The sequence below is a fragment of the Algoriphagus sp. 10J20-15 genome (assembly GCF_055809615.1).
In genome coordinates this window covers 19891-32123 of the sequence record NZ_JBVVUG010000003.1, presented here as the reverse complement: position 1 = coordinate 32123, position 12233 = coordinate 19891, and the positions used below count along the sequence as shown (strand labels likewise).

Genomic DNA, 12233 nt, shown 5'->3' with positions numbered 1-12233 from the left:
AGATTTAAACTAAGCAGGAAATTATAAATTTCCCACTTCAGCCCTAAATGATTCTCCCATTTCTTTGAATCTTACTTTAACTTTTTCAAAAAAAATTCCATTCCAAAAAACTTCTAAATCAGCTTCATCTAGAACATCCGTTTCAGGCACTTTGAAAGTCTGTTCCATTGGCCCCAATTCAAATTTTAGGATATACTTATTATTCCAGGAGAATAAGCTTATTCGAATATCCTCCTGGATAAACTCCTTAACAACTCTCATGAGTTAACTTTTACCTCTGAAGAAAATGTGATAGTTGACTTCAAGGAGGAAGCTACAGAACAATATTTCTCTACCGATAGTGCTACCACTTTTGCAAACTCCTCCTCTTTGGCATCTGGAGAGATCAAGATAAACTTCAAATGGATATCAGTATAAAATGAAGGTACTCCATCGTTTCTAATTCCTTCTACCTCTACGATCAAATCATTCACCGTTTTACGTTTCTTTTTCATCATTAAAACAGCATCCACCGATGCACATGATCCTAGTGCAGACAGCAGCAAATCCATGGGTGATTGAGCTTTTTTCTCCTGAGGATCATACATATCGATCTGTACTACATTCCCTTGTGGATTTACAGACTCATACTCGTGATCCGCTTTCATGCGAACTGTCACATTTCTCTTTGCCATTTTTTTTCTAATTAATGAATAGACTTATTTTTCTTAAGATTTTTATTATCTGCCAAGTTTTCAATCTTGAAATAAGATTACATATTCCGACGGTACTGCCCACCTACTTGGTATAATGCGTGCGTAATCTGTCCAAGTGAACAATACTTTACCGCCTCCATTAGTTCCTCAAATATATTTTCATTGTTTACAGAAACCTTCTTCAATTCCTCTAAGTGTTTATTTACTAACTCTGGATTTGCCGAATGAAGTATTTTCAAGGTTTCTATTTGCGCCTCTTTTTCTTCCTTTTCGGCACGGATCACTTCGCCGGGAGTTACAGTCGGAGAGCCATCTGAAGAAAGGAAGGTATTAACACCAATTATTGGATATTCTCCAGTATGCTTTAGCATTTCGTAATGCATACTTTCCTCCTGAATTTTGCCCCGCTGATACATGGTTTCCATAGCACCTAAAACTCCGCCTCTCTCGGTAATTCTATCAAACTCTAGATAAACAGCCTCTTCAATTAAATCTGTCAACTCCTCAATAATAAAAGCTCCTTGGATAGGATTTTCATTCTTTGCTAATCCCAGTTCTTTATTGATAATCAACTGTATAGCCATTGCTCTACGAACTGATGCTTCAGTAGGCGTGGTGATCGCTTCATCATAGGCATTGGTATGTAGCGAGTTACAATTATCATAAATGGCATACAGTGCCTGCAGCGTAGTTCTGATGTCGTTGAAGTCGATTTCCTGTGCATGAAGTGAGCGTCCAGAGGTCTGAATATGATACTTCAGCATCTGAGAGCGTTCATTTGCTCCGTACTTTAACTTCATGGCTTTCGCCCAAATCCTACGTGCAACTCTACCGATTACCGCATATTCCGGATCTATCCCATTGGAGAAAAAGAAGGAAAGGTTTGGTGCAAATTGGTTGATGTCCATTCCACGGCTTACGTAGTATTCTACATAAGTAAACCCATTGGAAAGTGTTAAAGCCAATTGCGTGATTGGGTTTGCACCTGCTTCGGCAATGTGGTAACCCGAAATGGAGACAGAATAAAAATTACGGATGCCCTGATTAATGAAATATTGCTGCACATCCCCCATCAGTCTAAGAGAAAATTCTGTAGAGAAAATACAGGTATTCTGAGCCTGATCTTCTTTCAGAATATCTGCTTGAACAGTTCCTCTCACTTTCGCAATAGTCTCCGTCTTGATTTTCTGATATACTTCTGCCGGCAATACTTGATCTCCAGTCACCCCTAGTAACATCAAGCCTAAACCATTATTTCCTTCTGGAACCTTACCGTTGTACGTAGGTCTAGGTAAATTTTTCGTTTTATATAGCTGATTAATTTTCTCATTAATCTCATCTTCAAGCCCATTTTCCTTGATATAGACCTCGCATTGCTGGTCAATTGCTGCATTCATAAAGAAGGCAGTCATGGTAGCAGCAGGGCCATTAATAGTCATTGACACAGAGGTCATTGGATCAACTAAGTTAAAGCCAGAGTACAACTTTTTTGCATCATCCAAACAGCAAACACTCACTCCAGAATTCCCGATTTTACCATAGATATCTGGTCTGTGATCTGGATCTTCCCCGTAGAGGGTTACCGAATCAAAAGCAGTAGAAAGGCGTTTAGCAGCCATATCTTTGGACACATAATGGAAGCGCTTATTTGTCCGCTCAGGTCCACCCTCTCCCGCAAACATCCGGGTTGGATCTTCTCCTTCTCTTTTGAAGGGAAAAACTCCTGCGGTATATGGGAACTTGCCTGGTACATTTTCGCGCAAACCCCATTTCAATACATCGCCCCAAGCCTCGTATTTCGGCAAGGAAACCTTTGGAATTCTTGTATCAGAAAGTGACTTAGAGTAAGTCTTAATCTTGATTTCCTTATCCCGCACTTTGAAAACATAAAAGTCTTCCGCGTATTTGGCTGCTTCGGTTGGCCATTCCTCCAGCCATTTTTTGTTCTTTGGATCAAACTCCAATTCTACCTGCGCATACACTTCCTGAAGTTCCTTGATCAATCGATCTTTATCCTCCACTTTCGTGTTTTGAATAGCTTCTATGGACTTGGAAATGCTATAAAGCTGCTGAGCAATTTCCTTTTGCTCTTCCACCCATACATCGTAATTTCTATTGATTTCAGAGATCTCAGATAAGTATCTATTCCTCGCAGGCGGTATTATATAAATCTTCTCAGAGCTCCCAGCAGTCAGCTCAAAGTCGCTTTTCATTTCAGGATGACTCTCTGCAATTTTAGTAATCAGCGTACGATAAAGCTGATTCATCCCAGGATCATTGAATTGGGAAGCAATGGTACCAAAGACTGGAAGATCTTCGTCTTTGGCTTCCCAAAGATTATGATTGCGCTTAAATTGCTTTTTCACATCACGGATAGCGTCCAAAGCACCACGCTTATCAAACTTATTCAACGCAATCACATCAGCAAAATCAAGCATATCAATTTTCTCCAGTTGGGACGCTGCACCATATTCTGGAGTCATCACATATAAAGAAAGGTCTGAATGCTCAATAATCTCTGTATCTGACTGGCCAATACCAGAAGTCTCCAGAATCACCATATCGTAACCGGCAGCTTTTACAGTATCTACAGCATCCTGCACATATCTTGATAGTGCAAGATTAGATTGTCTGGTAGCTAAAGATCGCATATACACTCGAGGATGATGAATCGCATTCATACGAATTCTATCGCCAAGCAATGCTCCACCAGTTTTTCGCTTAGATGGATCAACTGATATGATAGCCAGTGTTTTATCCTCGAAGTCCATAATAAACCGTCGAACCAATTCGTCAACAAGTGAAGACTTTCCAGCACCACCAGTACCAGTAATCCCTAGAACTGGCGTTTTACATTCCTTGCTTTGTTTTCTTACTTTTTCTAACAGCTGGGCGGAGTTTTCGGGAAAGTTTTCAAAGGCAGAAATAGCTCTGGCGACATGCTCTTTGCTCTCTACTCCGAGCACCAATCCTTCAGACAATACATCCCCGATGGGGAAATCACACTGACTTACCAAGTCATTTATCATCCCCTGCAATCCCATAGAACGTCCATCATCCGGAGCGTAAATCCTGTTGATGCCATAATCCTGAAGCTCCTTGATTTCCTCAGGAAGTATAGTTCCTCCCCCTCCACCAAATATCTTCACATGTCCTGCGCCCTTTTCACGAAGCAAATCATACATGTACTTAAAAAACTCCACATGCCCCCCTTGGTAAGAAGTGATCGCGATTGCCTGCACATCTTCTTGAATTGCGCAATCAACTATTTCCTGCACAGAGCGATTATGACCTAAATGGATTACCTCACAGCCAGTGGACTGAATGATACGGCGCATGATATTGATTGCTGCATCATGCCCATCAAATAAGGAAGCAGCAGTAACAATTCTAATGTGATTTTTGGGTTTATAGCTCTCAGGAATGGTAGTCATGGAGTTGGGTTAGCTTATTGTAGTAATCGATTTTCATGAGTCAGGATTAGTTTGATCCTAATTACTCACAACAAATATAGTAATTATAAAGGCGCTCTACTTTCGCAGTTAGTGGAAAAACAAAATATAATTTGGCACATAGATTCTATGAATTTTATCATAGCTAAACTTAGTCGGTAATTTTTCCGACATTAGAACTTAAAATTTGACTTTTATACCATTTTGCAATTATGATCAACTACGTCAGTCCGGAAGTTGCCGTTTCGTCTATTCAGAGTAATCAACGCGTTTTTATCCATGGTAGTGCAGCTACTCCTACTACCCTTCTATATGCCTTGGCTGCAAGAAAAGATGAACTCAAGAATGTGGAAATTGTAGCTATAACTACCCTTGGGGATATGCCTTTAGCCTCGGATGAATGCAAAGATAGCTTCTACATGAACTCACTGTTTGTTTCACAGAATGTACGAGCGGCTGTCAATTCCGAACATGGTGGTTACGTTCCTATTTTTCTAAGTGAAATAGGACACTTGTTTAGACAGAATATTCTAAAACTAGATGTGGCCATCATCCAAGTTTCCGAGCCGGATTCACATGGATTTTGCTCCCTTGGAACCTCCGTCGATGTTGCAAAACCAGCAGTGGAAACTGCCAGAACAATTATAGCTCAGGTCAACAAACAGATGCCTAGAACGCATGGGGATGGCCAAGTTCACATTTCAAAGTTTCATGCAGCCATTCATGTGGATGAGCCACTACCAATTGTTGATTATGGTGAAAAAATCACAGAAACAGAACGAAGAATAGGCAATCATTGCGCGGCACTTATTGAAGATAGATCTACACTGCAAATGGGAATTGGTGCTATTCCAGATGCCGTTCTGGACTCACTGAAGCAACACAAGGATCTTGGAATTCATACCGAGATGTTCTCTAATGGGATTTTAGGACTCCTGAGATCAGGTGCCATCACCAACAAATACAAGAAAAAACACCCTGGGAAAATAGTATCATCTTTTGTAACTGGAACTAGGGAGCTTTACGATGCGATTGATGATAATCCTGAATTTTCCTTCCATGAGGCAGCTTACGTGAATGACACAGCGGCTCATACGAAAGAATCCTAAGGTGATTTCTATCAATAGCTGTGTGGAAATGGATCTGACTGGTCAAGTTTGCGCAGATTCCATAGGAAGCTACCAATACTCAGGTGTAGGTGGTCAAATGGACTTTATGCGTGGTGCCTCTCTCTCTGAAGGAGGAAAACCAATCATGGCCATGACTTCCGCTACTCGAAAAGGAACTTCCAAAATTGTCCCATTCCTAAAGGAAGGTGCTGGTGTAGTCACTACCCGAGCACATATGCAATACGTAGTCACCGAATACGGAATGGTTAATCTTTACGGAAAGAACTTACGTCAGCGGGCTTATGAACTAATGCGCATCGCTCATCCAGATCATAGAGAAACACTTGAGAGAGCTATAGTAGAAAGATTTGGAAGTTTTATATATCCATTTCGGTAAATAAGAAGGTAAAGTGTATTACCAGGTTTTGATTTATTGTGCTTCTCTTTAGATTAGCATCCTAAAATAACCCAAAACAGCTGATGTCCTCAAAAAAATATGCCTTTTTCCTCTCAATCACGGCCGCATTGGGTGGCTTTTTATTTGGATTTGACACAGCTGTAATTTCCGGGGCTGAGCGAGCAATTCAAGATGTCTGGAAATTAAATGATCTTACCCATGGATTGGCGATTGCCATGGCCCTTTATGGTACAGTAATCGGAGCTTTATTTGGAGGAATACCAGCAGACAAATTTGGTAGGAAAAAGAGTCTGTTCTGGATCGGAGCATTGTATCTCATCTCTGCAGTGGGATCAGGAATGGCTCCAGACGAGTTTTCCTTTATGTTTTTTAGATTCATAGGAGGCTTAGGAGTCGGAGCTTCTTCAGTGGTTGCTCCTATGTACATTTCTGAAATCGCACCTGCCAAAAACAGAGGCTTACTTGTGGCTCTATATCAATTCAATATCGTATTCGGTATTTTGATGGCTTATCTTTCGAACTATTTGATTGGCACAGCCGGAATTGAAAATGACTGGAGATGGATGTTAGGCATGGAAGCAGTTCCCGCGTTGATATATACAGCGATGATAGTTAGAATTCCAGAAAGTCCAAGATGGTTAATCGCTAAGTTCAATGACCAAGTCAAAGCAAGGGAAATTCTGACAAGAACTGATCCTGACGGAGTAGATGAAGCAATTCGTCTGGCAATCATTGAAGAGCAAAGTATTAAGGAAAAAGGAAGCTTTTCCGCACTATTCAGCAGGGCCTTCCTATCTACCACCATGCTGGCGATTTTCATTGCCTTTTTCAATCAGGTTTCTGGGATCAACGCGATCATTTATTTTGCTCCCCGAGTATTTGAAATGGCAGGTATATCCACAGAGTCTGCTTTATTCTCAACCATTGGAATTGGTGTAGTAAATTTATTTGCAACCTTTGTTGGCTTATATTTGATTGATAGAATAGGCAGGAAAAAACTGATGTATATAGGGTCCATTGGTTACATTATTTCACTTTCTCTTATGGCCTATAATTTTCTGGTGGGAGGAATTGATAACTTCTGGTTACCGATATTTGTGTTTGCATTCATTACTTCACATGCCGTAGGACAAGGCTCTGTTATTTGGGTATTTATATCAGAAGTATTTCCTAATGAACTTCGAGCTTACGGTCAATCCATCGGCTGTTTCACACATTGGATTCTGGCAGCATTGATTGCAAATGTCTTTCCCTATTTTGCCAATCAATTTGGTCCAGGATATATCTTTGCCTTCTTCGCATTGATGATGGTCTGGCAATTACTTTGGGTGAAATTCAAAATGCCAGAAACCAAAGGACGATCCTTGGAAGAGATTCAACAAGACTTACATAATACCGATGCAGCATAAAGTAGTCATTTTCGGAGAAATGCTTTGGGATTGCTTACCCTCTGGCCCAGTGCCTGAGGAGCCCCGATGAACGTCACTCTAAATCTTCATCAGCTTGGACTGAATTCCCGGTTAATCTCCGCTATAGGAAATGATGAGGATGGCCAAAAACTTATTGACTTTTTACAAACCTTTGATTTACCAGTTGATCTGATTCAGGTAAATGAGGAGCTTGAAACCTCAAAGGTATTGGTAAATGACGACGACCCCGAAAATATCAAATACACCATCGTCTCTCCCGTAGCTTGGGATTTTATTCAATGGAATAACACTATAAGTCAAGCTGTGGCTGAATCAGAAGCATTTGTTTTTGGAACCCTAGCTGTACGCAATGCTGGTAGCTTAATTACCCTCCTGAAGTTGCTTCATCATAACACCTTACGCATTTTTGATGCGAACTTCCGTCCTCCTTTTTATGATTTTGAGATGGTAGTAGTTATACTGGGTTTTACAGATATTTTAAAAATTAATGAGGATGAGCTGGTGATCTTTGCAGACTACTTTGACATAGATCCAAGTGTGGAAAGTGTTTGTAGTCATTTAGATCAGCATTTCCCTATAGATTTGATTTGTGTCACCCAAGGATCCAAAGGCGCTTTGATCTATAAAGGCGGGAAAATTATCAGCCATGAAGGTTATAAAGTAAAAGTAGCAGATAGTATCGGCGCTGGTGATGCATTTCTGAGCGGCTTTATCAAAACCTATCTAGACAAACAACCTTTGGATCAAGTACTGGACTTCGCCTGTAAACTTGGAGCCTTTGTAGCCAGTAAAAAAGGGGGAACTCCGAGGTATGAAATTACGGATATATAAAGTGGGCAGCCTCAGTATTCAGTAGCGTTGAATACTGAATACTCGATCCCTGCAAACTGCGACTAATCACAGCGAGTATGAACTAAACTGCTTCACGAATACGCTCAGAAATTTCCGCCAACTCTTCATTAGAAAGTTTCAGTTTTGGGCGATTGAAATTAATATCCTCCATACTACTAAGAGGCACAAGATGCACATGTACATGAGGAACCTCTAATCCAATCACAGCAACGCCAACTCGTGTGCATTTGATTGTTTTGTCTATGGCTTTTGCTACTTGCTGCGCAAAAAGATGTAGGCCAGAAAGTACTTCAGGCTCCAAATCAAAAATATAATCAACTTCCTTCTTGGGAACGACCAATACGTGGCCTTTGACCAAAGGCATGATGTCTAAAAAGCGATGTAATTCTCATCCTCGGCTACGATGTGACCGGGGATTTCTCGATTAATAATTTTTGTGAAAATTGTGGCCATAATCTTTAAAAATAAAATCCCGACATAAGCCGGGATTAATGTTAGAATGTAATATCCAATATTTCAAATTGTAGAGTCCCTGCCGGAGCTTTTACTTCAGCTATATCTCCTACTTTTTTTCCTACTAACCCTTTTCCAAATGGAGAGCCCAAGGAAATTTTGCCGGCTTTCAAATCAGCCTCTTGTTCAGAAACTAACGTATAACTGACAGTCATTCCATTTTTTACATTTTTAATCTTCACTGTAGTCAGGATTCCTACTTTGGAAGTATCCAACTGAGAGCTATCCAAAACTCTAGCATTACCTACCACAGCTTCTAGCTTTGCGATCTTAAGTTCTAAGTGACCTTGGGCGTCCTTTGCCGCATCGTACTCAGCATTTTCACTTAGATCTCCTTTATCTCTTGCCTCTGCTATTTGCAAGGAAATATCAGTTCTACCTTTAGTTTTAAGCATTTGAAGTTCGTCCTTCAATCTCTTTAGGCCCTCTTCAGTATAATATTGTATTTCTCCCATAATCAACTCTATTAAAAGCCACAAAAACAAAGTAACGGTCGCAAGACGGGACCGTTACCTTGTTATTGGCTTGTATTTGATGTACAAAGATAGCAAAAGCTTTGAAACAAAGCAAAGTGACTATTTCTTTGTCTTACTATTAAATACTGGGTTAATTGTCTTTAAAAGCCTTTTTGATCCTTTTGGCTAAAACTTTATTAATCTTCTCGTATGACTCAAAAGTCCAGCCGGCTACGTGGGGACTAAACAAAACATTTTCTCTTGCCGCCAATTTCTCAAACTCAGCTTTTTGCTCGTCCGTAAACTTCTGAAACTTCTCATTTTCCAAAACATCCAACAAAACTCCTCTCAGAACCCCAAGATCCAAAGCCTCATTTAAGGTCTTGAAACTAATCACCTCTCCCCTTGCAGTATTAATCAGCCAAAAAGGTTTTGCAAAACTTTGCAGCTCTTTTAGAGTAAAAAAATTCTTTGTCTCCGGAGTAAGTGGAATATGAATACTCAATATATCAGCTTCAGCTTTCAACTTTTCCCACATCACTTCCTGTACAAAATCATCAGCAAAGTCAAACTTGTACTTATCGTAGGCCATAATATTCACCTTAAATCCCCTAAGTCTATCAGCAAATGACTTCCCCATATTCCCATAGCCCATGATCCCAACTGTCTTTCCCATCAGCTCATGACCACGATTTCCTTCTCGGTCCCAAATCCCTTTGCGAACTTCCTGGTCAGCTTTTTTTACATTATTGAAAAGCGCTAAAAGCATTCCGACAGCATGCTCTGCCACAGCATCCCTATTTCCTTTGGCTGCATGGAAAAGCTTAATTCCCCTTTCAGCCATATATTCTAAATCAATTTTGTCCAGCCCTGCTCCCGCTCTTCCTATAAATTTCAATTTAGTAGCCTTCTGCAAAAGCTCCCTATCCATAGGAGTTTTGGATCGAATGATCAACCCATCAAACTCAGCAATGCAAGCTGCAATTTCATCACGGGTTATTTTAGGAGCATAAATAACTTCATGCCTATCTTTTTCCAACATGGGCATAATGCTGTGATGCATTTCATCAATGATAAGAATCTTCATTTTCTGATAATTAAATGTGTAAAAGCGACATGGCAACCAAAAAATAAACTGCCAGTCCAATCAGATCATTTGCTGTGGTGATAAATGGTCCCGAAGCCAAAGCGGGATTAATTCCAATTTTATCAAGTATAATCGGCGTGATCGTCCCCATAAATGAGGCAAGTAACACCACTGAAAACAAAGCAATTGAGACGACCATCGCGAATGACACGTCGGTCTTGTAGAATAAAACTACCACGCCAAATACAAAAGTGGCTAGAATCAACCCATTTAAAATCGCGACTAAAAGCACTTTCAGGAATCTTTTGGCCATGGAATCATCGAAGATGGATTTACTGGCAAGAGACTGGACTACGATTGAGGAAGTTTGAATTCCTACATTCCCGCCAGTTGCAGTGATTAGCGGGATGAAAAAGGCAAGTGCAGTAACCTTACTTAGCCCTTCTTCAAAAAAGCCAATAAATCCAGCACCAAGTAGTCCACCGCAAATTCCTATCAGTAGCCAAGGGAGTCTAGCCTTGGAAAGCTTGATAACACTGTCATACTCATCGACGGTATCAGAAATACCTGTCATTGCCTGAATATCTTCCTCGGCTTCCTCACGGATTACATCTAGAATATCATCGACTGTAATTCTCCCAACCAACTTATTCTTACTATTTACCACTGGTAGTGATTCCAAATCATACTTTCGCATGACCTCAGCCACCTCTTCCTGATCCATGTAAGTAGGCACTGAGATCACTTCTTCCTCGTAGATATCCTCAATCTTTGTTTCATCTGAAGCCAATACAATGCGCTTCAGCGAAACAATCCCCATCAATTGCTGCCGATTATTCACAACAAAAATGGAATATATCTTACTTACATTTTCTGCCTGACGACGGATCTCATTGATGGTCTGAACTACATTCCAATTCTTATTGGCCCGAATATATTCCTTCGCCATAATACCACCCGCGGTGTCTTCATCATAGCGTAAAAGTTCCAGAATTTGATCTGACTTTACCTTATCCTGAAAATGGCTGATGATATCTTCCCGTTCTCTTTCGAGGAAAAGATTTAAAATATCAGCTCCATCATCAGAGTCCATCAACTCAATCAAGTTAGCCATTTCCTGAACTTCCAGCTCCTTTAATACCCGGTGCTGATTTGTAGCTTCTAACTCGATGATAATATCCGCCGCCAACTGAGCGTCCAGCACCCTTAGCACAAAGATTGACTCGGCCATGGACAACTCATCGAGCAAAGCGGCAATATCTGCTACATTGACCCCGCTAAGGGTCTCTTGAATAAAGTTCAAGTCCTCTGCTTCAATCGCCTGCTGCAGGCTTTCTAAGTACTCCTTCGAAAGTTCAAACTGCTTAATGATTTCCACGGGAAGCTTCGATTGTTTGGGTTAGAAATATGAATTCAGCTACGTCCAATTGTTCGGCACGTAGATTCAAAATGGGATTTGAATTAAACTCTTCAGGAAGGTTAAAAGGCTTCAGACAGTTTCTAAGGGTTTTCCTTCTATTACCAAATCCTGCCTTTACAACCTGCTTAAATAACTTTTCGTTGCAATCTAATTTTTCAGTCGCATTTCTGGTTAGGCGGATAACACCAGAATTGACTTTTGGAGGCGGGTCGAAAACATGAGGTGGGACTGTGAATAGGTATTCTATATCGTAATATGCTTGTAAGAGCACTGACAAAATTCCGTAGTCTTTATTTCCCTTTGGGGAAGCGATTCGTTCGGCCACTTCCTTCTGAAGCATACAAACCACTTCTGTCACCTGATCTTTTACCTCAAGAACTTTAAAGAAAATCTGCGATGATATATTGTAGGGGAAATTACCAGCGATGGCAAACTTATCAGTAAAGACTTCTTCGAGGTTCATTTTAAGAAAATCCCCTTCAATGATCTTTTTTCCCAGTTCTGGATATTTTTTATGTAAATAAACAATGGATTCTTTGTCAATATCGATTAGATATAAATCCAGATTTCCCTTCATTAAGAAATCAGTAAGCACCCCCATACCTGGCCCTATTTCCAGAACTTTTGATACTCCGTTATGCCCTTTGACCGCTTGAGCTATTTGCTCCGCAATACTCAAATCGGTCAAAAAATGCTGTCCCAAGTGTTTCTTGGCTTTGACCTTTTCCATCGGTTAGCTCAGATAAATTTTTATAAATTGCAATCTCAAAATTAAGAGAATAATTCTAAAGGACTAGCTTAC

The 12233-nt window shown here is 40.3% G+C and carries 9 protein-coding genes and 2 pseudogenes; 3 read left to right on the top strand and 8 right to left on the bottom strand.

The features are described from left to right. Positions 1–21 precede the first annotated feature (21 nt). From AC0L6R_RS00590 to AC0L6R_RS00580, 3 genes are all read right to left on the bottom strand, one after another. Positions 22–261, bottom strand: a complete 240-nt coding sequence (locus tag AC0L6R_RS00590) for a hypothetical protein (RefSeq protein WP_283413186.1) — start codon at positions 259–261, stop codon at positions 22–24. Continuing rightward, on the bottom strand, positions 258–674 hold the full coding sequence (locus tag AC0L6R_RS00585) for an OsmC family protein (RefSeq protein ID WP_473269403.1): 417 nt from the start codon (positions 672–674) through the stop codon (positions 258–260). Before AC0L6R_RS00585 ends, AC0L6R_RS00590 begins: the two co-directional genes overlap by 4 nt. A gap of 77 nt (positions 675–751) precedes the next feature. Further along, complete coding sequence (locus AC0L6R_RS00580) at positions 752–4129, bottom strand: methylmalonyl-CoA mutase family protein (protein ID WP_473269401.1); 3378 nt, start codon at positions 4127–4129, stop codon at positions 752–754. 230 nt (positions 4130–4359) lie between these two features. On the opposite strand from AC0L6R_RS00580, the pseudogene AC0L6R_RS00575 reads away from it, so the two are divergent. The 3 genes and pseudogenes from AC0L6R_RS00575 to AC0L6R_RS00565 all read left to right on the top strand — a co-directional run bounded on the left by AC0L6R_RS00575 (position 4360) and on the right by AC0L6R_RS00565 (position 7935). Then, positions 4360–5653 (top strand): annotated as a pseudogene (locus AC0L6R_RS00575) (acetyl-CoA hydrolase/transferase family protein). 83 nt (positions 5654–5736) lie between these two features. Beyond that, positions 5737–7083, top strand: a complete 1347-nt coding sequence (locus AC0L6R_RS00570; protein WP_473269399.1) for a sugar porter family MFS transporter — start codon at positions 5737–5739, stop codon at positions 7081–7083. A gap of 66 nt (positions 7084–7149) precedes the next feature. Further along, positions 7150–7935: a PfkB family carbohydrate kinase gene (locus AC0L6R_RS00565; protein WP_473269397.1), complete on the top strand. Its 786-nt coding sequence runs from the start codon at positions 7150–7152 to the stop codon at positions 7933–7935. Between the two features lie 82 nt (positions 7936–8017). On the opposite strand, the pseudogene AC0L6R_RS00560 reads toward AC0L6R_RS00565, so the two are convergent. From AC0L6R_RS00560 to rsmA, 5 genes and pseudogenes are all read right to left on the bottom strand, one after another. Further along, positions 8018–8409, bottom strand: a pseudogene (locus AC0L6R_RS00560) (HIT family protein). A 41-nt stretch (positions 8410–8450) separates the two neighbouring features. Beyond that, entirely contained in the window at positions 8451–8924 is a 474-nt protein-coding gene (greA, locus tag AC0L6R_RS00555) for a transcription elongation factor GreA (protein ID WP_111611179.1), read from the bottom strand. 151 nt (positions 8925–9075) lie between these two features. Continuing rightward, positions 9076–10011: an NAD(P)-dependent oxidoreductase gene (locus AC0L6R_RS00550; RefSeq protein WP_473269395.1), complete on the bottom strand. Its 936-nt coding sequence runs from the start codon at positions 10009–10011 to the stop codon at positions 9076–9078. A gap of 10 nt (positions 10012–10021) precedes the next feature. Beyond that, entirely contained in the window at positions 10022–11389 is a 1368-nt protein-coding gene (gene mgtE / locus AC0L6R_RS00545) for a magnesium transporter (protein ID WP_283413179.1), read from the bottom strand. After that, positions 11376–12161, bottom strand: a complete 786-nt coding sequence (gene rsmA, locus AC0L6R_RS00540; RefSeq protein WP_473269393.1) for a 16S rRNA (adenine(1518)-N(6)/adenine(1519)-N(6))-dimethyltransferase RsmA — start codon at positions 12159–12161, stop codon at positions 11376–11378. The genes mgtE and rsmA overlap by 14 nt, the downstream gene beginning before the upstream one ends. Between the last annotated feature and the right edge of the window lie 72 nt (positions 12162–12233).

Coding starts and splice junctions, on each gene's coding strand:
- AC0L6R_RS00570 (WP_473269399.1), top strand. CDS start 5,737: ATGTCCTCAAAAAAATATGCCTTTTTCCTCTCAATCACGGCCGCATTG.
- AC0L6R_RS00550 (WP_473269395.1), bottom strand. CDS start 10,011: ATGAAGATTCTTATCATTGATGAAATGCATCACAGCATTATGCCCATG.
- AC0L6R_RS00580 (WP_473269401.1), bottom strand. CDS start 4,129: ATGACTACCATTCCTGAGAGCTATAAACCCAAAAATCACATTAGAATT.
- AC0L6R_RS00590 (WP_283413186.1), bottom strand. CDS start 261: ATGAGAGTTGTTAAGGAGTTTATCCAGGAGGATATTCGAATAAGCTTA.
- greA (WP_111611179.1), bottom strand. CDS start 8,924: ATGGGAGAAATACAATATTATACTGAAGAGGGCCTAAAGAGATTGAAG.
- AC0L6R_RS00585 (WP_473269403.1), bottom strand. CDS start 674: ATGGCAAAGAGAAATGTGACAGTTCGCATGAAAGCGGATCACGAGTAT.
- rsmA (WP_473269393.1), bottom strand. CDS start 12,161: ATGGAAAAGGTCAAAGCCAAGAAACACTTGGGACAGCATTTTTTGACC.
- AC0L6R_RS00565 (WP_473269397.1), top strand. CDS start 7,150: ATGAACGTCACTCTAAATCTTCATCAGCTTGGACTGAATTCCCGGTTA.